We start from the raw sequence: 19,150 nt of genomic DNA, 5'->3' as shown, positions 1-19,150 counted from the left end.
GATTTCCGCAACCATGACGTTCTACCCCACCGACAGGCTCGCGCTCTTCATCGACGGCGCGAACCTGTATTCGGCCGCCAAGGGGCTGGGCTTCGATATCGACTATCGCAAGCTTCTGGAAGAATTCCGCAAGCGCGGCGTCCTGATCCGCGCCTACTACTACACCGCCCTGGTCGAGGATCAGGAATACTCCCCGATCCGCCCGCTGGTGGACTGGCTGGACTACAACGGCTTCCGCCTGGTGACCAAGCCAGCACGGGAATACACCGACGCCCAGGGCCGCAAGCGCTGGCGCGGGGACATGGATGTCGAGATCGCCGTCGACATGCTGGAGATGGCCGGCCACGCCGACCACCTGGTGCTGTTCTCTGGCGACGGCGACTTCCGGGTCCTGGTCGAGGCCGTTCAGCGCAAGGGCGCGCGGGTCACCGTGGTCTCCACCGTCAAGTCGCAGCCGCCGATGGCGTCCGATGACCTGCGCCGCCAGGCCGACAGCTTCGTGGACCTGGCCGACCTGGCCGACATCATCGGCCGGCCCTCGCGCCTGCCCCGCTTCATCCAGGAAAGCCGTACCGGTTCGGCCGACCGCGACGCGGACGCCGACGTCGACGCCGAAGCCTAGTGTCGGTTGAGCTCTGGGGCGCCGAGCCGCCCCGCGACTGCCCGCTCTGTCCCCGGCTGGTCGCCTATCGCGAGGCCAACCGCGCCCAGAACCCCGACTGGTGGAACGGCCCGGCGCCGTCCTTCGGCGACCAGCAGGCGCGCCTGCTGGTGGCGGGCCTGGCGCCTGGCCGCACGGGGGCCAACCGCACGGGGCGGCCCTTCACCGGCGATGGCGCCGGCTGGATGCTTTACGAGACCCTGATCAAGACCGGCTTCGCGCGCGGCGTCTACAAGGCCGACCCGAATGACGGGCTCGAGCTGGTCGATTGCATGATCACCAATGCGGTGCGCTGCGCCCCGCCGGGCAACAAACCCGAGACCCGCGAAGAGAACACCTGCCGCCCGTTCCTGACCGCCCGGCTCACGGCCCTGCCCCGGCTCAAGGTCATCATCACCCTGGGCGACGTCTCGCGGCGCAATGTGCTGAAGGCGCTGGGGCTGAAGGCCTCGGCCGGCCCGCCGGGCCACGGGACGGAGTTCCAGGCCGGGCCCTATGTGGTGCTGAATAGCTACCACTGCTCGCGGCTCAACACGAACACCGGCCGGCTGACGGCTGAGATGTTCGAGGCGGTTTTCCGCCGGGCGCGGGAACTGGTGGACGGCTAGGCGGGCCGGCTCCAGTAGAAATACCGCCAGGCCAGCCTGAACCCGAACGCGCGATAGAGCGAGCGGGCGGGCGTATTGGCTTCCTCCACCTGCAGGAACACCCGGTCGATCCCGCGCGCCTGGGCGGCGCCGGCCAGACCCGCCAGGACACGTCCGGCCAGACCTTCGCCACGGCGGCTGAGATCGGTGCGCATGCCGTGCACGCTGGCCCAACCTTGGCGGAAGGCGGCGACGCCCACCGCCACCGTCCGGCCGTCCTGCCGCACTCCACCATAGACGGCGTCCGGCGAGCGAGTCAGCGCCGCCACCCGGTTGGCGCCGTCAGCAGGATCGAATCCCTGGCCCGTGAACACCTGGGCCCAGCCCTCGTCCGGCGCATCGGCGACGTCGGCGGGCGCACCTCTGGCGGCGGCGACCATGGCCATCGGTGAGCCGACCTTCACGAGCGTCGGCTGCTCGAAGCCATAGCCCCGGCGGGTGAGCTCGGCCCGCACGGCCTCAAGACCGGGCGCGTCGGCCAGGCGGAAGGCCGGTTCCAGCCCAGACTCGGCGAAGGCGGCCTCGATGCGGTCGAGGATCGCGGGCGAGAAGGCCGGATCATGGAGGAGCGGGACCGCGCTCTTGGCGCGCCGGATCGTGCCGGGCTCGAGGGCGACCAGCCAGCCGTCGACCTCGGCGACCGCGCGCGGCGCGACGGCGGCGAGCGTCGCGCGTTCGATGGCCTCGACTTCCACTAGCCTTTGTCCCGCATCAGGCGGGCCTTGTCGCGTTGCCAGTCGCGCTCGGCGGTGGCCTCGCGCTTGTCGTGGGTCTTCTTGCCCTTGGCGAGCGCAATCTCCAGCTTGGCCAGGCCCTTCTCGTTCCAATAGAGCTTGGTCGGGATAAGCGTGCGGCCCTCGCGCTGGACGGCGCCGATCAGCTTGTCGAGCTGCTTCTTGTGCAGCAGCAGCTTCCGGTGCCGGCGCGGCTCGTGGTTGAAGCGGTTGGCCTGGGCGAAGGGCGGGATGTCGGCGTTGATCAGCACGATGTCCTTGCCTTCCACCGAGGCGTAGGACTCCGCGATATTGGCGCGGCCGAGGCGCAGCGACTTCACCTCCGAGCCGGTCAGCATGATGCCTGCCTCGAAGGTCTCCTCCAGGAAGTAGTCGTACCGCGCGCGGCGGTTCTCGGCGATCAGCTTGCCGGCCATCAGACCACGCCGGCTTCCCGCATGGCGGCCAGCACTTCGGCCTGCGAAGCCTCCGAGGCCGGCGTGATCGGCAGGCGCGCGAAGGCGTCGCACAGGCCCAGGTGCGCCAGGGCGAACTTGGTCGGCGCCGGCGACGCATCCGAGAACAGCGCCTTGTGCAGGCGGAACAACCGGTCCTGCCAATAGAGAGCGGTCTTCCAGTCCTCGGCCAGGGCGGCGTTGTAGAAGGTGGCGCAGAGGTCCGGGGCGACGTTGGAGGTCACCGAGATGCAGCCGTGGCCGCCATGGGCCATGTAGCCGAGCGCCGTCGGGTCGTCCCCGGTGAGCATCACCCAGTCGTCGCCGCACAGCAGGCGCTGCATGGTCGCCCGGGACATGTCTCCGGTGGCGTCCTTGACGCCCACGATGTTCGGCAGCTTGGCCAGCCGCGCCAGGGTCGTGTCGGCGATATCGACGCTGGTCCGGCCCGGCACGTTGTAGACCAGCACCGGCAGCTGCACGGCCTCGTTGATCGCCGCATAGTGGGCGTAGAGGCCTTCCTGGCTGGGGCGATTGTAGTAGGGCGTCACCACCAGGGCCGCGTCGGCGCCGATGGTCTTGGCGTGGCGGACCAGCTCGATGGCCTCGGCAGTGGAGTTTGACCCCGCCCCGGCGATCACCGGGACGCGACCGCCTGTCGCCTTGACGCACAACTCGACGACGCGACGATGCTCGTCGTGGCTGAGGGTCGCGGTCTCCCCGGTGGTGCCGACGGGCACCAGGCCATGGACGCCGCCGGCGATCTGGCGCTCGACGAGGGCCACGAAGGCCTGCTCGTCCAGGCCGCCGTCGCGGAACGGCGTCACCAGGGCTGGCATGACGCCCTTGAACAATGGATCTGACATGGTCTGCAAAAAGCCGTGAAAGCGAGGCCTGTTAATTGCGGCCTCAAGATTTGGCCGGACAATATGTTGGCCCGCCCCCGCGCCGCAACATATCTATCATGAGACCGGAGTTCGCCAACTTGCACTTCAAGGCCCGCAAAGCGTTCCTGACCGCCACGGCCGCGATCCTCGTCACGAGCGTCGCCCAGGCCCAGCCCGCGTCCACGCGCCAGGCCTATGAGGGGCCGCCGCGCCCGATCGAACTGACCCAGACCCCGCAGACCGCCTATCGCCAAGCCTTGTCCGACGCCGATTCCGCGGCCCTGCGCAGCGCGCTGGACGCCGCCAAGCGGGCCGACGTCACCGGCGCCCGCTCGGCCATCGGCATGATCGGCGATCCGATCGCCAAGAAGATCGCCACCTGGGCCCTGGTCGACGCCGCCGCCGAGTCGCTGTCGTTCTTCGAGGTTGACCAGGCTCGCCGCGACCTGGCCGGCTGGCCGCGCGGCCAGCGCCGGCTGCAGGCCTCCGAGCGGCTACTAGAGACCTCCGGCCAGAGCCCGCAGCGAATCGTCGAGTGGTTCGGCGGCGGCGAACCCCAGACCGCCGAGGGCGCCATGGCGCTGGCCTCCGCCTATCAGGCCACCGGCAAGCCCAAGGAGGCCGCCGAGCTGATCCGCGGTTTCTGGCGCAACCGGATCTTCGAGGTCGCCCCGCAGAGGGCCATGCTGGCCCGGTTCGGGGCCGCGCTGACGCCCGAGGACCACATCCGCCGGGCCGACGTCGTGCTCTATGGCGCGCAGGGGCCGGCCGCCCGCGAACTGCTGCCCTTGCTGCCGCTGGACCACCTGGCCCTGGCCCAGGCGCGGATGGCCTATCGGGCCAACGCCACCAACGCCAACGACCTGGCCGCCGCCCTGCCCCCGCAATTCGCCAACCATCCGGGCCTGGCCTTCGAGCGCGCCGCCTTCTACCGCAAGCGCAATCTCGAGAACCTGGCCCTGGCCCAGGTGCGCTATTTCCCGACCGAGGCGCCGCATGCCGAGATGGCCGACCGGATTTGGGACGAGCGTTACCGCCTGGTGCTGTTCGCCCTGCGCAACGGCGACGCTCAGGGCGCCTATGCCGCCGCAGCAAATAGCGGCCTGACCTCGGGCGGCGACGCGGCGGACGCGGAGTTCTACGCCGGCTGGCTGGCGCTCAATCGGCTGCGCAACCCGAAGCAGGCCGATATCCATTTCGCCAACCTGGAGAAGATCGGCTCGTCGCCGATCACCCGCGGCCGGGCGCTTTACTGGCGCGGCCGGGCGGCGGAGGCCGCCGGCGACAAGGCCAAGGCCGAGGGCTTCTATTCGGCCGCGGCGCGGCACAACACCACCTTCTACGGTCTGCTGGCCGGCGAGAAGGTGGACGGAGGGCGCCTGACGCTCGGCCAGGACCCAACGGTGACCCAGGCCGACCGCGCCCGGTTCGAGGGGCGTGGTTCGGTGCGCGCGGCGCGCCTGCTCCACGAGATGGGCGACAAGGACCGCTTCCGCGCCTTCGTCCTGGCCCTGGATGACGTCCTGCCGACGGCCGAGGAGCAGGCCCTGCTGGTCGACCTGGCCCGCGCCTATGGCGACCAGGACACCTCGATGAAGGTGGTCCGAACCGCCGCCCAGCGCGGTTTCATCCTGCCGGGCCGCGGCTATCCGCTCCGCACCCCGCCTCAGGTGATGGGCGCTCCGGAAACCGCGCTCACGCTCGGGATCACCCGGCAGGAAAGCGGCTTCGATCCCCTGGTGCGCTCCGGCGTGGGCGCACGGGGCATGATGCAGTTGATGCCGGCCACCGCGGCGCTCACAGCCCGCAAGGCCGGAATGAACTATTCGCCGGGCATGCTGGACGATCCGGACTACAACATGCAGCTCGGCCAGGCCTATCTGGGCGAGATGATCGGAACCTTCTCCGGCTCCTATCCGATGGCCATCGCCGCCTACAACGCCGGGCCCGGACGCCCTAGCCAATGGACGGCCTTCTGCGGCGACCCGCGCGGCGGTTCGACCGATCCGGTCGACTTCATCGAGTGCATTCCGTTCTCGGAAACCCGCAACTACGTCATGCGGGTGATGGAGGGGATGCAAGTTTACCGGGCCAAGCTCAACGGCGGCAGCGCCCCGATCACCCTTTCGAGCGACCTGCGGCGCGGCGCATACGGGACCTATGCCGGTCCCGCCCAGACGACGGCGCCCCGCCTGCCGATCGGCGGGGCGAACACGCCGATTCCCAATCCCCAATAAGGGTCGGCCCAGTAAGGCTAGTCGGCCACCAGGCCGTGCATCAGGCCGTCGAGGGTGACCTCGATGATCTCGTCGGTGGGGGCCCAGCCGAAGTTCGGCCGGGTGACCATCAGGGTCACGACCCCGTGGCAGGAGGCCCACAGGGCCTGGGCGGCCGAGTCCGCCGTGCCGGTGCGCAGGCGGCCCTCGGCGGCGATCTCACGCACCACGCCGGAGAAGATCTCGTAGCAGCGGGCGCCCATGTCGGCGGTGCCCTCGTGCCAGACTCCCGAGATTTGCCGGGCGCCGGAGAACACCAGCTCATAGGCGTTGGGATGCTCGAAACCCCAGCGCATATAGGATTCCAGCATCAGCTTGACCCGCGTGGCGGCGTCCACCGGCTTGGCGGCGATGATGCTGTTGCGTTCCAGCAACTGCTCCATGGTCCGCTCGCAGATCTCGAGCAGGATGCAGCCCTTGTCCGGGAAGTGCATGTAGAGGGCGGTGGAGGACACCCCCACCTCGTCGGCGATCTTGCGGATCGTGGCGCCTTCATAGCCTTCGGCGACGAAGATGCGCTCCGCGGCCTCTAGAATCTCGGCGCGACGCAGATGGCCGTCACCCTTGGGCTTGCGGGCCGAGCGTCTCGTGGTCACTGCCGTGGTCACGGGAATCCTTCCGACGTCTGAACACTCCGCGGACCATAACCGCCTCTTGGCGAGTCCGCCTCCGGAAAGTGAGGCATTTCCGTGACTAAGGCCAGACTGCAGATTCAGGCGCGCCGCAACGCCGCAGCTTGACGGAACCGCGGCGGCGGGCGCCAACTTTCCTTGGGGATGTCTCACGGATTGGAAGCGACCATGAAACTGCCGGACGACCAACTCCAACGCCTAGCCCTGCATAGCGCTTTCGGCCTTCACCTCATCGCCAAGTGGATGGCCGGGCGCACCGACGTCGACCCCGAAATCCGCGACCGCCTGAGCGTCCATATCGCCGCCCTGGAAGGCGTCTTCGCGTTCAACGGCCACGACTGGATCAAGGAAGAGATCGAGAGCACCGAAGCGGCGCTGCAGAGCCACTAGCTTCCCGAGGCTGGACGGCCGGGCGCCCGAACGGCTAGTGCGGAGGCCATGAGCAAGATCGCCCCCGCCGTCGCCGAGGCTCCCGGCGTCATGCGCACCACCGGCTGGAGCGACTACGGCCTGCTGGACAGTGGCGATGGCCGCAAGCTGGAGCGTTACGGCCCCTATTCCGTGGTCCGGCCAGAACCGCAGGCCCTGTGGAGCCCGAAGCTGGCGCCGGAGGTCTGGGCGCGGGCCGACGCCGTCTTCGATCCCAGCGATGAGGAGGACGCCGGCCGCTGGCGCTTCCAGGGCAAACCCAAGGAAAGCTGGCCCATGGCCTGGGGCGAGGCCAGGTTCCAGGCGCGCTTCACCGCATTTCGGCACCTGGCCTTCTTCCCCGAGCAGGCGGCCAACTGGGCCTGGCTGGACGCGAAGGTCCGCGCCGCAGGAGGTCAGCCCAAGGTGCTGAACCTGTTCGGATATACGGGCGTGGCCAGCCTGGTCTGCGCGGCGGCCGGCGCGGCCGTCACCCACGTGGACGCCTCGAAGAAGGCCATCGGCTGGGCGCGGGAGAACGCCGCCCTGTCGGGGCTGGAGGACCGTCCGATCCGCTGGATCTGCGAGGACGCGCGACGCTACGTCCAGCGCGAGGTGCGGCGCGGCTCGCGCTATGAGGGGATCATCCTCGATCCGCCGAAATACGGCCGCGGACCCGATGGCGAGGTGTGGCGACTGTTCGAGAACCTGCCTGAACTTTCGACCCTATGCGCTGAACTTCTATCGGAAAATGCTTCTTTCCTTCTACTCAACGCCTATGCCGAGCGGATCTCCGGCGCGGCCCTGGCCGGCCTCCTAGCCGACAAGCTCGGCGACCGGGGCGGCAAGATCGAATGGGGTGAGCTGGCCCTGGTCCAGGACGGCGGCGAACGCCAGGTGGGCATGAGCTTCTACGCCCGGTGGGCCGCGTGACCGGGCGCGCCGTCACCTCCCTGACCAATCCGACGGTCAAGGCCGTTCGCGCCCTGCATCTACGCAAGGAACGCGATGCGACCGGCCTGTTCGTCGCCGAGGGCCTGAAGATCGTCACCGAGGCGGTCGAACTGGGCCATGCGCCGGCCATCCTGATGTACGGCCAGGAGGCGCAGGGCCATCCCCTGCTCCGCCAGGCCATCGCCGCGACCCAGGCCGCGCGGGGCGAGGTGATCGAGGTAACCCAGGAGATACTCGCCAAGGTCTCGCGGCGCGACAATCCGCAAGCCGTGGTCGGTGTCTTCGCGCAGATCTTCACGGCGCTGGAGGATCTGAGGCCGGACGCGGCGCCCTGCTTCGTCGGGCTGCACCGGGTTCGCGACCCCGGGAACCTGGGGACCATCGTGCGCACCGCCGACGCGGCGGGCTGCGGGGCGGTGATCCTGGTGGGCGAGTGCTGCGACCCGTTCTCTGTGGAGGCCGTGCGCGCCACCATGGGCTCGATCTTCGCCGTGCCGATCGTCAAGGCCGCCGAGGCCGAGTTCGCAGCCTGGCGCGCGGCCTGGCCGGGCTCGGTGGTGGGCACCTTGCTGACCGCCGAGGTCGACCACCGCCAGGCCACCTACGCCAAGCCCACCCTGGTGCTGATGGGCAACGAGCAGCAGGGCCTGACCCCGGACATGGCCGCACTCTGCGACGTCAACGTCAAGATCCCCATGCGCGGCCGGGCCGACAGCCTCAACCTCGCGGTGGCCACGGGGATCATGATCTACGCGGCGACTTAAGTTCCGCGCGGCTTGGCGCGCGCCGTGGGCGCGGCGGTCGCGGGGTCTTCCGGCCAGACGTGCTTGGGATAGCGGCCGCGCATGTCGGAGCGGACGTCCTTCCAGGATCCCTTCCAGAAGCCAGGCAGGTCCTTGGTCATCTGGACCGGACGATGGCCCGGCGACAGGAGCGACAATGTGATCAGAACGCCGCCGACCGAGGGATGGTCGTTGAGGCCGAACACCTCCTGCACGCGGACATCGACTCGGGGCCCGCCCTCGGCGGCGTAGTCGATGGCGAAGCTGTTGCCGGTGGGGGCGGTCCAGCGGATGGGCGCGGCGGCGTCCAGCCGGCGCTGCTGGTCCCAGGGAATCAGGGCGCGGACCGCGCCGTCCAGGGCATCGGGCTTAAGGGCGGCCAGCGCGCGAACGCCGATCAGCAAGGGCGTCAGCCAATCCTCCAGCCGCCCGACAAGCGCCGCGTCCGACAGGTCGGGCCATGCCTCGCCCTCCCGAGATCTCAAGAAGGCCGCGCGCCGGCGCAGGCCGAGGGTCGCCTCGCTCCAGGGCAGGGCCGAGAGGCCCTCGGCGCGAACCCGATCGGCCAGGGCGGCGGCGATCAGGGCCGGATCGGGCCGCTCGTCGATCTCCTCGCAGATGGCCAGGCGACCCAGCCGCACGATCCGCTTGGCGCGCAGGCGTCCGCCGCCGCTCTCCTCCAGCCGGGTCTCGGTCTCGAGTTGGCCGGCGAAGATCCTGGCGAGGTCGGCCTCGTCCAGGGGTGCGGCTAGCAGTATGCGGTCGCGCCGGTCGCCGCCGCCCAGTTCGGCCACCGCCAGCCATTTCTCACGGGCGAGCGCGTCGCTGGGCTCCACGAAGGCGCCCCGACCACTGACCAGTTGGAACTCGCCTGAGCCGCCGCGCGCCTTGGCGATCCGCTCCGGATAGGCGAAGGCCAGCAGCAGGCCGTCGTCCAGCGGCGCCTCGCGCCCGGCCTTGCCCGCCAGGCCGGCCCAGCGATCGGCCAGGGCCCGGGCGTCGCGGGCGCGGGGCGAGCGGTCGCGTTCGAACCCTTCCAGCCGATGCCGCAGGTCGGCGTCACGTCCGCCCAGGCCGCGCTCGGTGACCAGGGCGGCGATCCGCGCGGCGCGACCGCCCTGCCCGCTGGCCTGGGCTTTGAGCACCATGTGGGCCAGCCGCGGCGCCAGGGGGAACTCGGCCAGGGCCTCGCCATGAGCGGTCAGCACGCCGTCGTCGGTGAGGGCCTCCAGCCGCCGCAGCAGGCCGCGGGCTTCTGCAAAGGCGGCGGCCGGCGGCGGGTCGAGGAAGGCCAGGCTCGTCGCGTCCTTGGCGCCCCAGCGGGCCAGGTCCAGCGCCAGGCCCGAGAGGTCGGCGTCGAGGATCTCCGGATCGGCATAGGCCGGCAGGGCGCGGGTCTCGGCCTCGTCCCAGAGGCGGTAGGCGACGCCGGGCTCGGTGCGGCCCGCCCGTCCCCGGCGCTGGTCGGCGGCGGCGCGGCTGACACGGACGGTGGCCAGGCGGGTGAGGCCGCTGGCCGGATCGAAGCGCGGGACCCGCGCCACGCCCGAATCGATCACCACCCGCACGCCCTGGATGGTCAGGCTGGTCTCGGCGATGGAGGTCGCCAGGACCACCTTGCGGACGCCCGGCGGCGGCGAAGAGATGGCGGCGTCCTGCTCGGCGGGGTCGAGAGCGCCATAGAGCGGCGCGATCCGCACGTCCGGCCGCCGCACCCGCTCGACCAGCAGCTCGGCCGCGCGGCGAATCTCCCCCTGCCCCGGCAGGAAGACCAGAACGCTGCCGGTTTCTTCGGCCAGGGCGCGCTCCACGGCGCGGACCACGCGATCCTCCAGGCGCAGGCGCTCGTCACGGCCGAGATACCGGGTGTCCACCGGAAAGGCCCGGCCCTGGCTCTCGATCACCGGCGCCTCGTCCAGCAGCCGGCCCACCGCGGCGCCGTCCAGCGTGGCCGACATCACCAGGATGCGCAGGTCATCGCGCAGCAGGCCTTGGGTGTCGCGCGCCAGCGCCAGGCCGAGGTCGGCGTCCAGGCTGCGCTCGTGGAACTCGTCGAAAATCACCGCCCCGACGCCGTCCAGCGTCGGATCGGCGAGGATCATCCGGCTGAACACGCCCTCGGTGACCACCTCGATCCGGGTCCGCGCCGAGACCTTCGACTGCATCCGCACCCTGTAGCCGACCGTGTCGCCGACCCGTTCGTCCAGCGTCTGGGCCATGCGCTCGGCCGCGGCGCGGGCGGCCAGCCGGCGTGGCTCCAGCATGACGATCTTGCGGCCGGCCAGCCACTCGGCGTCCAGCAGCCGCAGGGGAATGACGGTGGTCTTCCCGGCGCCTGGCGGCGCCACCAGCACGGCCGACGTGCGCTCGGAGAGCGCCGTTCGCAGCACGGGCAAAATTTCCTCGACCGGGAGCATGCTGCGGTCTAGCCGGGCCGCGTTCCCGCGCCAAGCGGCCGCCCATTCCCCGGGCGCCGGGTTTGGCGCAATCGCTCCACGTGCGTTGGCGCTTGACCGCACGGCGCCGAAGAGGCCACGTAACGCCAAATCACGACCGCGCGGCGGGGGCCGCCGGAACTCCTGGAGGAAATATGTGGCGAGTTAAATCGCTCGACGCGATTCTTGCGACTGCCGAGAAAAAGTCGCTGCACCGCTCGCTGGGGCCATTCCAGCTCACCATGCTCGGCATCGGGGCCATCATCGGCACCGGGATTTTCGTGCTCACCGCCGAGGCGGCCCAAAAGGCCGGGCCCGGCATGATCGCGGCCTTCATCATAGCCGGCTTCGTCTGCGCGGTCGCCGCGCTCTGCTACTCCGAGATGTCGTCCATGGTCCCGGTTTCCGGGTCTGCCTACACCTACAGCTACGCCGTGATGGGCGAGATGATGGCCTGGATGGTCGGCTGGGCGCTGATCCTGGAATATGCGGTCGCCGCCGGCGCGGTCTCCGTGGGCTGGTCCGGCTATGTGGTCGGGCTGGTGGAGAACGCCTTCAATATCGACATCCCCAACGCCTTGGTCCTCGGGCCGATGGACGGCGGGATCATCAACCTGCCCGCCGCCCTCATCGCCCTGGTGGTGACCGCCCTGCTGGTCGTCGGCACCCGGGAATCGGCGACGGTCAACGCCTTCCTGGTCGCCATCAAGGTGGCCGCCCTGTCGCTCTTCTGCGTCCTGGCCCTGCCGGTGATGAAGATGGAGAACTTCGAACCCTTCGCCCCGCTCGGCATGGCCGGGGTCTCGGCGGCGGCGGCCTCGATCTTCTTCGCCTATGTCGGCTTCGACGCGGTCTCGACCGCGGCCGAGGAGACCAAGAATCCACAGAGGAACATGCCGATCGGCCTGATCGGCTCGCTGGGCATCTGCACCATCTTCTACATCCTGGTCGCCATGGGCGTGATCGGCACCGTCGGCGCCCAGCCGGTGATGGACGCCACCGGCGCGGGCCTGCGTCCCGGCAGCCCGGAACTGTCGGCCGCCTGCGCCTCGCTCACCGAAAGCCACGTGGTCTGCTCCAAGGAAGCCCTGGCCTGGACCCTGCGCTCCATCGGCTGGCCGCAGATCGGCAACTTGCTCGGCCTCGCCGCCGGCCTCGCCCTGCCCTCCGTCATCCTGATGATGATGTTCGGCCAGACCCGGATCTTCTTCGTCATGAGCCGCGACGGCCTGCTTCCGGCCGTGTTCTCGAAGGTGCACCCCACCTTCCACACGCCCTATGTCATCACCATCATCACCGGCCTGTTCGTCTCAGCCTTCGCCGCCTTCTTCCCGGTGGGCGTGCTGGCCGACATCTCGAACTCCGGCACGCTGTTCGCCTTCGCCATGGTGGCGATCGCGGTGATGGTGCTGCGTAAGACCGATCCCGACCGCAAGCGTCCCTTCCGCACCCCGGCCGTCATGGTCGTCGCGCCGCTGGCGGCGATCGGCTGCGTCTACCTGTTCTTCAGCCTCTCGACCGAGACCAAGCTGATGTTCGTGGGCTGGGCGGCCATCGGCCTGGTGGTCTACTTCCTCTACGGGCGCAGCCGCAGCCATGTGGGTCGCGGCATCATCGACGTGCCGGAACTGGCGGTCGATGCGCCGCCTGGCCCGGTGCCGCCGATGCCCGGCGCGCCGTCGCCGACGGATCGCCAAGCCTGATACGGAGAGACCCGGGTTCGCCCGGGTCTTTTCATATGGCGGCGGAGGCCCGATGTTAGGGCCATGAGCACCGAACCGCCCATCCGCGCCCTGATCGCCCCCGTCACGCCCCTGGCGCAGAACTGCACCATCGTCTGGTGCGCCAAGACCCGGAAGGCCGCGATCATCGATCCCGGCGGGGAGGTTCCCCGCCTGCTCGAGGCCCTGAAGGCGCACGACCTCACCCTCGAGAAGATCTGGATCACCCACGGCCATCTGGACCATGCCGGCGGCACGGCGGCGCTCAAGGAGATCACCGGCTGCCCCATCGAGGGACCGCACCCGGACGACGCCTTCTGGATCGACGAGATCGGAACCTCCGGGGCGCGCTGGGGCATGCCGGACGCCAAGACCTTCACCCCCGACCGCTGGCTGGCCGACGGCGACATAGTGACGCTGGGAGAGACCCAGTTCGAGGTCTATCACTGCCCCGGCCACACTCCCGGTCACGTGGTCTTCTTCCACCGGGAGGCCCGCTTCGCCCAGGTGGGCGACGTGTTGTTCCAGGGTTCCATCGGCCGCACCGATTTCCCCCGCGGCAATCACCAGCAGCTCATCGACTCCATCACCGGCCGACTCTGGCCGCTGGGGGACGACGTCGCCTTCGTGCCGGGCCACGGCCCCATGTCGACCTTCGGGGCCGAGCGACGCACCAATCCCTTCGTCGCCGACGAGGTGCTGGCCGACGCATGATGCTTTCAAGCGTGAAATCCGCGCGTTACGGGAAGACGTAAGGATGGCGCGAATGGACACCTCGACAGATCAGCCTCACCGGGCCGCGCGCATCCTGATGGTCGACGACGACCCGGGCATCCGGGACGTTGTTTCCGACTTCCTCGGCAAGCACGGCTACGCCGTCGACACCGCCGGCGACGCGCGCGAGATGGAACAGGCGCTGGAGCGCGGCCCGGTCGACCTCATCGTGCTGGATGTCATGCTGCCCGGGGAGGACGGCCTGGCCATCTGCCGCCGCCTGGCGGTGGGCGACGGCCCGCCGATCATCATGCTGTCGGCCATGGGCGAGGACACCGACCGCATCGTCGGCCTCGAGCTGGGCGCCGACGACTATCTCTCCAAGCCCTGCAATCCGCGCGAACTGCTGGCCCGGGTGCGGGCGGTGCTGCGCCGCGCCGAGCAACGCGGCCAGTCCACGAGCGCCGCCGCCGGCTGCGAGTTCGCCGGCTGGCGCCTCGACCTGGTGCGCCGCGAACTTCGCTCGCCCCAGGGCGTGGTGGTCAACCTGTCTTCCGGTGAGTTCTCACTGCTCCGCACCTTCGTGGAGCGCCCGCAGCGGGTGCTGACCCGCGACCAGCTCCTAGAGTTCGCCCGCGGGCCGGATTCCGAAGCCTTCGACCGAGCCATCGACGTGCAGATCAGCCGCCTGCGGCGCAAGCTGGACGACGGCGGCGGCCAGGACCTGATCCGCACGATCCGCAACGAGGGCTACATGTTCACCGCCAAGGTGAAACGGGGATGAGACTTCCCTGGTCGGGACGGCCGACGGCCTCGCTGTTCGCCCAGCTCCTGGCCCTGATCGGCATCAGCCTGGTGGCCGCCCAGACCATCAGCCTGGTCATGCTGTTCAACCTGCCGCCACCCGCGCCGGACTTCTACCGCGTGAGCGAGATCGTCGCGGCGTTCCGGGGCGCCACGCCCACCTTCACCGAACGACGCCCGCTGACCGTTCAGTTCGCCGACGCCGCGCCCCAGCTGCCGATGGAGGGCCGCATGGCGCCGATCATCCGGCATCAACTGGCCCAGGCGCTGGGCGTCCCCGACGAGCGCGTGGTGATCGCCGCGACCTCCCGCTTCCCGGTCTCCGATCGGCGGGTGTTCCGCATCGTCCGCGACCGAATGGCGCGTGAGGGCGGCGCCGCGGAGCGCGAGGAGCACTTCCTGATCGCACCCTTCGACGTGGCGGTCCGCCAGCCGGACGGCAGATGGATGATCGTGCGGCCCGAGCCCGCGATCGGGCTCGATCCCTGGCAGCAGCGGATCGTGCTCTGGTTCCTGCTCTCGGGTCTGGCCATGGCGCCCGTGGCCTATGTGTTCGCGCGCCGGCTGTCGGCGCCCATCGGCCTGTTCGCCGACGCCGCCGAGCGGCTGGGGCGCGATCCCCGCGCCGCGCCGCTGTCACTGAAGGGCCCCGCCGAGGTGGCCATCGCCGCGCGCGCCTTCAACGACATGCAGGAGCGCCTGCGCCGCTATGTGGAGGACCGCACCGCCATGGTCGGCGCCATCGCCCACGACCTGCGCACGCCGCTCACCCGCCTGCGGTTCCGCATCGAGAGCGCGCCGGAGGACAGCCGCGCCAAGATGGCCGCCGACATCGACCAGATGGAGGAGATGATCTCCGCGGCCCTGACCTTCGTGCGCGACGCCACCCGCGCCGGGGAGCGCACACCCTTGGAGCTTTCCTCCCTGCTGGAGAGCGTCTGCGACGAGATGGCCGAGACCGGCGCCGACACCGAGGTCGAGCGCGGCGAAAAGGTGGTCCTGCACGGCGATCCGGTCGCCCTGCGCCGCATGTTCACCAACCTGCTCGACAACGCCGTGAAGTATGGCGGCCGGGCCCGGGCGCGGGTCTTCGTCGACGCCGGCAGCGCCGTGGTCGAGATCGAAGACGACGGTCCCGGCATCCCGAACGAGGATCGCGAACGGGTCTTCGAACCCTTCTACCGCCGCGAGCCCTCGCGTAGCCGCCAAACCGGCGGGATAGGCCTCGGCCTCGCCGTCGTGCGCTCCGTGGCCCGCGGTCACGGCGGGGATGTCTCCCTCATCAACCGCGGCGGCGGCGGGCTGACCGCCCGGGTCCAGCTACCGCTCTAGGCATTTGTTGCCACACCGACATTGCCACGTAACGCCGGTTTGTTCTTGAGACGGCAAGCCTGCGCGGCGCCGTATCTGACGGTTGGCTGCGGTTCAGGTAGAGCAGGCTAAACCATTGGGCGAATTTCGGAGATCCCCCGTCGCATGAGCCCCTCTCCCATCCGTTCGGCCAAGCGCCTGCCCCGCGTCGCCCGGATCGCGCTCGCCGTCGTCGCCCTGTTGGCCGCGGGGCTGGTCGGCTGGCAGGTGATGAAGCCCAAGGCGCCGAAGGATCCCTACCGGACGGCGGCGGTGGAGACCGGATCGATCACGAAATCGGTCTCGGCCTCCGGAACGCTGGAGGCCCTGGTGACGGTGGACGTGGGGTCGCAGATCTCGGGCCAGATCACCCAGGTGATGGTCGACTTCAACGATGAGGTGAAGCGGGGCCAGGTGCTGGCCGTGCTCGATCCCCAGACCTATGAGAGCCGGGTCCAGCAAGGTCAGGCCGACGTGGTGGCCGGCCAGGCCGCCCTGCGCCAGGCCCAGGCAGGGCTGGCCTCGGCCCAGGCCGACTACGATCGCAAAAAGACGCTGGTGAGCCAGGGCATCTATGCGCCTTCGACCCTGGACGTTTCCCAGGCCGCCTTCCGCCAGGCCCAGGCCGGCGTGGACAGCGCCCGCGCCCGCATCGCCCAGAGCCAGGCGGCCCTGCGCAGCCAGCGTGTGGACCTGGGCCGCACCACTATCGTCGCCCCGATCGACGGGGTGATCGTCGACCGCCAGATCGAGCCCGGCCAGACCGTGGCCGCCAGCCTGCAGGCCCCGATCCTGTTCCGCATCGCCCAGGACCTGTCGAAGGTGGAGGTGAAGATCTCCGTCGACGAGGCCGACATCGGCCAGGTGCAGGAGGGCCAGTCGGTGAAGTTCACCGTCGACGCCTTCCCGGACGAGAACTTCACCGGGATCGTCACCCAGGTCCGCAAGCAACCGGTCACCGAGCAAAACGTGGTCGCCTATATCGTCATGGCCGAGGCCAACAATCCGCGCGGCAACCTGCTGCCCGGCATGACCGCCAACGCCGACATCGTCATCCAGCAGAAGCCAAATGTCATGAAGGTCCCGGTCGCGGCCCTGCGCTGGACCCCGGCCAGCGAGAACGGCCAGACCGTGCGCGCGCCGGGCTTTGGCCCGCCTGGCATGGGCGGCCCCGGCGGCGGCGGCGGCGGCCAGCGCCAGCAGGGCGGCGGCGGACGCCAGGGCGGCGGCATGGGCGGCCAGCGGATCATCGCCCAGCTCGACCTCGACGCCGACCAGCAGAAGAAATGGGATGCCATCCAGGCCGAGCTGCGCCAGAAGTCGGCGGCGGCCTTCGCCTCGGCCGGCGGCGACCGCGGCGCGATGCGCGAGGCCATGCGCAAGAACATGACCGAAGCCCTGGCCAAGCTGGAACCCTCTCTGAAGGCCGGCCAGAAGACCAAGCTCGCGGCCCTGCGCGCCACCATCGGCCAGGGCGGCCGCGGCGACCGCTCGGGCTTCACCGGCGGGGTGGTCTATGTGCTGCGCGACGACAAGCCGGTTCCGATCCCGGTGCGGGTGGGCGCCACCGACGGCTCGTTCACCGAGATCCGCGGCGCGCTCAAGGCCGGCGACCAGGTGATCACTGGCGGCGGACCGAAGGCCAAGATCAAGGCGCCCTCCCCCATGGGCGGCCCGACGGGCGGCGGCGGCGGCGTGCGGGTGCGGATGTGACGCCGTGATCGAGATCTCCGATCTCCGGAAGCTCTACGTGATGGGCGAGGAGGAAGTCGCGGCCCTGGCCGGCGTCACTCTCTCCATCGGGCGCGGAGAGAACGTGGCGGTGATCGGGCCGTCGGGCTCGGGCAAGTCGTCGCTGATGAACATCCTGGGCGGCCTCGACCGTCCTTCCACGGGCGTCTACCGTTTCGAGGGCGAGGACGTGGGGGCGTTCAGCGACGACGAGCTGGCCGAGTTCCGCCGCCGGCGGATCGGTTTCGTGTTCCAGTCCTTCCAGCTCCTGCCGCGGCTGACCGCCTTGCAGAACGTCGAACTGCCGATGATCTATGCGGGCCTGGCCCCGCGCGAGCGCCGAGACCGGGCCGCCGAGATGCTGGAGCGCGTCGGCCTGGGTCCGCGCATGGGTCACAAACCAACCCAGCTCTCCGGCGGCCAGCAGCAGCGGGTGGCCATCGCCCGCTCGCTGGCCAATTCGCCCGACCTGCTGCTTGCCGACGAGCCCACCGGGGCGCTGGACACCCAGACCGGCCAGGAGGTGCTGGCCCTGTTCAAGCAGCTCAACAGGGAAGGCCTGACCCTGATCCTGGTCACGCATGACCACGACGTGGCGGCCTCCACCGATCGCCGCATCTCTTTCCGCGACGGTCTGGTGGTCTCCGACGAGCGGGGGGTCTGACCATGCGCTCCATCGAGCTTCTGCGTTTCGCCACGGGAGCCATCATCGCTCACCCGATGCGCTCCGCCCTAACCTCGCTGGGCGTGGTGATCGGGGTGGCCGCCGTGGTGATGATGACCTCCATCGGCCTGGGCGCGCAGCAGCGGGTGACCTCGACAATCGCCGGGCTCGGCTCCAACCTGATCATCGTCTCGCCTGGCGCCTCCCGAGGCGGCGCCGGGGGCGGCGGAGGCGGCTTCGTGATGGGCGCCGCGGGTTCAGGTCAGTCTCTGAAGGACGCCGACGCCGAAGCCATCGCCAAACAGGTCGAGAACGTCGCCGCCATCGCCCCCGTGGTGCGCGGCCAGGCCCAGCTCACCGCCGACGGCGCCAACTGGAACAGCCGTATCGAGGGGGTGACCCCGGACTACCTGGTCGCCCGCGACCTCGCCATCGCCTCGGGCCGCATGTTCGACGAGCGGGAGTCGCGCCAGGGCCGCAAGGTCGTGGTGATCGGCCAGACCGTGGCGCGCGAGCTGTGGGGCGATCTCGACCCCGTCGGCCGCCGGGTGCGGGTGCGCAGCGTGCCCTTCGAGGTGATCGGGGTGCTGGAATCCAAGGGTCAGTCGAGCTTCGGCCAGGACCAGGACGATGTCCTGCTGGGTCCGCTCGAAGCGGTGCGCTCGCGCATCGTCGGCCGCCGCGCCCGCGGCGACACCGTCCAGACCATCTATGTGAAGGCCGTCGACGCCGACAGCCTGGACCGGGTGCAGGAAGACGTCGTCAACCTGCTGCGCGAGCAGCATCGCATCCGCGCCGGAGACGATGACGATTTCCAGACCCAGAACATGGCCTCGATCCTCCAGGCCTCCCAGGCGGCCGTCGCCACCTTCACCATCCTGCTGGCCGCGGTGGCCGCGGTGTCGCTGGTGGTGGGCGGGGTCGGCATCATGAACATCATGCTGGTGGCCGTCACCGAGCGCACCCGGGAGATCGGCCTGCGCATGGCGGTGGGGGCGAAACGCTCCCAGGTTCTGATTCAATTTGCCCTCGAGGCGATCACGCTTTCGTTGGCCGGCGGCCTGATCGGCCTGCTGATCGGTGTGCTTGGGGCCGTCGCCGTCGCCAAGCTGGGCGCCTGGCCTGTGGCGATTCCACCGTGGGCAGGCCCTATTGCGCTAGGGTTTTCCAGCCTCGTGGGCCTGGTGTTCGGGGCCTATCCGTCCTGGCGCGCAGCGCGGCTCGACCCCATCGAGGCGCTAAGGCGCGAATAGGTCGCAGGCGCCGACTGCACTTTCCTCGCAACCTCAGCCGCATCTGGCGAGTTTGCTTGACCG

The 19,150-nt window shown here is 70.0% G+C and carries 18 protein-coding genes; 13 read left to right on the top strand and 5 right to left on the bottom strand.

Annotation, left to right across the window (positions count from 1 at the left end; genetic code table 11):
- Nucleotides 1-13: 13 nt before the first annotated feature.
- Entirely contained in the window at nt 14-622 is a 609-nt protein-coding gene (locus Q8Q88_RS00280; protein ID WP_305673195.1) for an NYN domain-containing protein, read from the top strand.
- Nucleotides 622-1,269: a uracil-DNA glycosylase gene (locus tag Q8Q88_RS00275; RefSeq protein WP_305673194.1), complete on the top strand. Its 648-nt coding sequence runs from the start codon at nt 622-624 to the stop codon at nt 1,267-1,269. The genes Q8Q88_RS00280 and Q8Q88_RS00275 overlap by 1 nt, the downstream gene beginning before the upstream one ends.
- Here Q8Q88_RS00275 and Q8Q88_RS00270 read toward each other — a convergent pair.
- The 3 genes from Q8Q88_RS00270 to dapA are packed head-to-tail and all read right to left on the bottom strand — an operon-like array spanning nt 1,266 to nt 3,342.
- The gene (locus Q8Q88_RS00270) at nt 1,266-2,003 is read right to left on the bottom strand and encodes a GNAT family N-acetyltransferase (protein WP_305673193.1); all 738 of its coding nucleotides are present in this window, start codon (nt 2,001-2,003) and stop codon (nt 1,266-1,268) included. The two genes, Q8Q88_RS00275 and Q8Q88_RS00270, sit on opposite strands and share 4 nt — an antisense overlap.
- Entirely contained in the window at nt 2,003-2,458 is a 456-nt protein-coding gene (smpB, locus tag Q8Q88_RS00265) for an SsrA-binding protein SmpB (RefSeq protein ID WP_254836985.1), read from the bottom strand. The genes Q8Q88_RS00270 and smpB overlap by 1 nt, the downstream gene beginning before the upstream one ends.
- On the bottom strand, nt 2,458-3,342 hold the full coding sequence (gene dapA / locus Q8Q88_RS00260; protein WP_305673192.1) for a 4-hydroxy-tetrahydrodipicolinate synthase: 885 nt from the start codon (nt 3,340-3,342) through the stop codon (nt 2,458-2,460). Before dapA ends, smpB begins: the two co-directional genes overlap by 1 nt.
- Before the next feature lie 98 nt (nt 3,343-3,440).
- Between dapA and Q8Q88_RS00255 the strand changes: the two genes are divergently transcribed.
- Complete coding sequence (locus Q8Q88_RS00255) at nt 3,441-5,600, top strand: lytic transglycosylase domain-containing protein (protein WP_305673191.1); 2,160 nt, start codon at nt 3,441-3,443, stop codon at nt 5,598-5,600.
- A 17-nt stretch (nt 5,601-5,617) separates the two neighbouring features.
- Here Q8Q88_RS00255 and Q8Q88_RS00250 read toward each other — a convergent pair whose 3' ends face one another.
- Nucleotides 5,618-6,247 (bottom strand): TetR/AcrR family transcriptional regulator, encoded by a 630-nt coding sequence (locus tag Q8Q88_RS00250; protein ID WP_371129788.1) that lies wholly within the window; start codon nt 6,245-6,247, stop codon nt 5,618-5,620.
- A 192-nt stretch (nt 6,248-6,439) separates the two neighbouring features.
- On the opposite strand from Q8Q88_RS00250, the gene Q8Q88_RS00245 reads away from it, so the two are divergent.
- The 3 genes from Q8Q88_RS00245 to Q8Q88_RS00235 are packed head-to-tail and all read left to right on the top strand — an operon-like array spanning nt 6,440 to nt 8,397.
- Nucleotides 6,440-6,661 (top strand): hypothetical protein, encoded by a 222-nt coding sequence (locus Q8Q88_RS00245; protein ID WP_305582716.1) that lies wholly within the window; start codon nt 6,440-6,442, stop codon nt 6,659-6,661.
- 57 nt (nt 6,662-6,718) lie between these two features.
- The gene (locus Q8Q88_RS00240) at nt 6,719-7,612 is read left to right on the top strand and encodes a class I SAM-dependent methyltransferase (RefSeq protein WP_305673219.1); all 894 of its coding nucleotides are present in this window, start codon (nt 6,719-6,721) and stop codon (nt 7,610-7,612) included.
- Nucleotides 7,609-8,397, top strand: coding sequence for an RNA methyltransferase (locus tag Q8Q88_RS00235; RefSeq protein WP_305673190.1), 789 nt, complete (start codon nt 7,609-7,611; stop codon nt 8,395-8,397). The genes Q8Q88_RS00240 and Q8Q88_RS00235 overlap by 4 nt, the downstream gene beginning before the upstream one ends.
- Here the strand turns inward: Q8Q88_RS00235 and hrpB are convergent.
- Nucleotides 8,394-10,832 carry an ATP-dependent helicase HrpB gene (gene hrpB / locus Q8Q88_RS00230; RefSeq protein ID WP_305673189.1) on the bottom strand — a complete coding sequence of 813 codons (2,439 nt, stop codon included), beginning with the start codon at nt 10,830-10,832 and terminating at the stop codon, nt 8,394-8,396. The genes Q8Q88_RS00235 and hrpB overlap by 4 nt on opposite strands.
- Nucleotides 10,833-11,005: 173 nt before the next feature.
- Between hrpB and Q8Q88_RS00225 the strand changes: the two genes are divergently transcribed.
- The 7 genes from Q8Q88_RS00225 (at nt 11,006) to Q8Q88_RS00195 (ending at nt 19,087) form a co-directional block, all read left to right on the top strand.
- Nucleotides 11,006-12,553, top strand: coding sequence for an amino acid permease (locus tag Q8Q88_RS00225; protein WP_305673188.1), 1,548 nt, complete (start codon nt 11,006-11,008; stop codon nt 12,551-12,553).
- 63 nt (nt 12,554-12,616) lie between these two features.
- Nucleotides 12,617-13,285, top strand: a complete 669-nt coding sequence (locus tag Q8Q88_RS00220) for an MBL fold metallo-hydrolase (RefSeq protein WP_305673187.1) — start codon at nt 12,617-12,619, stop codon at nt 13,283-13,285.
- 52 nt (nt 13,286-13,337) lie between these two features.
- Entirely contained in the window at nt 13,338-14,069 is a 732-nt protein-coding gene (locus Q8Q88_RS00215) for a response regulator (protein WP_305673186.1), read from the top strand.
- A complete protein-coding gene (locus Q8Q88_RS00210; protein ID WP_305673185.1) occupies nt 14,066-15,421 on the top strand; it encodes a cell wall metabolism sensor histidine kinase WalK in 1,356 nt (451 codons plus the stop codon). The genes Q8Q88_RS00215 and Q8Q88_RS00210 overlap by 4 nt, the downstream gene beginning before the upstream one ends.
- 144 nt (nt 15,422-15,565) lie before the next feature.
- Entirely contained in the window at nt 15,566-17,152 is a 1,587-nt protein-coding gene (locus tag Q8Q88_RS00205; RefSeq protein WP_305673184.1) for an efflux RND transporter periplasmic adaptor subunit, read from the top strand.
- Between the two features lie 4 nt (nt 17,153-17,156).
- Nucleotides 17,157-17,834, top strand: coding sequence for an ABC transporter ATP-binding protein (locus Q8Q88_RS00200; protein WP_305673183.1), 678 nt, complete (start codon nt 17,157-17,159; stop codon nt 17,832-17,834).
- Nucleotides 17,835-17,836: 2 nt separating this feature from the next.
- Entirely contained in the window at nt 17,837-19,087 is a 1,251-nt protein-coding gene (locus tag Q8Q88_RS00195) for an ABC transporter permease (RefSeq protein WP_305673182.1), read from the top strand.
- The last annotated feature ends 63 nt before the right edge of the window (nt 19,088-19,150 follow it).

Origin of the sequence: Phenylobacterium sp., from assembly GCF_030697925.1 — a bacterium.
Taxonomy (GTDB): domain Bacteria; phylum Pseudomonadota; class Alphaproteobacteria; order Caulobacterales; family Caulobacteraceae; genus Phenylobacterium.
Note: the sequence above shows the minus strand (reverse complement) of the source record. Positions and strands in the feature narration are given on the sequence as shown.

Bases quoted from the DNA above. Each gene is read 5' to 3' on its own strand.
- Q8Q88_RS00210 (WP_305673185.1), top strand. From the start codon at position 14,066: ATGAGACTTCCCTGGTCGGGACGGCCGACGGCCTCGCTGTTCGCCCAG.
- Q8Q88_RS00245 (WP_305582716.1), top strand. From the start codon at position 6,440: ATGAAACTGCCGGACGACCAACTCCAACGCCTAGCCCTGCATAGCGCT.
- Q8Q88_RS00220 (WP_305673187.1), top strand. From the start codon at position 12,617: ATGAGCACCGAACCGCCCATCCGCGCCCTGATCGCCCCCGTCACGCCC.
- smpB (WP_254836985.1), bottom strand. From the start codon at position 2,458: ATGGCCGGCAAGCTGATCGCCGAGAACCGCCGCGCGCGGTACGACTAC.
- Q8Q88_RS00255 (WP_305673191.1), top strand. From the start codon at position 3,441: ATGAGACCGGAGTTCGCCAACTTGCACTTCAAGGCCCGCAAAGCGTTC.
- hrpB (WP_305673189.1), bottom strand. From the start codon at position 10,832: ATGCTCCCGGTCGAGGAAATTTTGCCCGTGCTGCGAACGGCGCTCTCC.
- Q8Q88_RS00205 (WP_305673184.1), top strand. From the start codon at position 15,566: ATGAGCCCCTCTCCCATCCGTTCGGCCAAGCGCCTGCCCCGCGTCGCC.
- Q8Q88_RS00215 (WP_305673186.1), top strand. From the start codon at position 13,338: ATGGACACCTCGACAGATCAGCCTCACCGGGCCGCGCGCATCCTGATG.
- Q8Q88_RS00195 (WP_305673182.1), top strand. From the start codon at position 17,837: ATGCGCTCCATCGAGCTTCTGCGTTTCGCCACGGGAGCCATCATCGCT.
- dapA (WP_305673192.1), bottom strand. From the start codon at position 3,342: ATGTCAGATCCATTGTTCAAGGGCGTCATGCCAGCCCTGGTGACGCCG.
- Q8Q88_RS00225 (WP_305673188.1), top strand. From the start codon at position 11,006: ATGTGGCGAGTTAAATCGCTCGACGCGATTCTTGCGACTGCCGAGAAA.
- Q8Q88_RS00280 (WP_305673195.1), top strand. From the start codon at position 14: ATGACGTTCTACCCCACCGACAGGCTCGCGCTCTTCATCGACGGCGCG.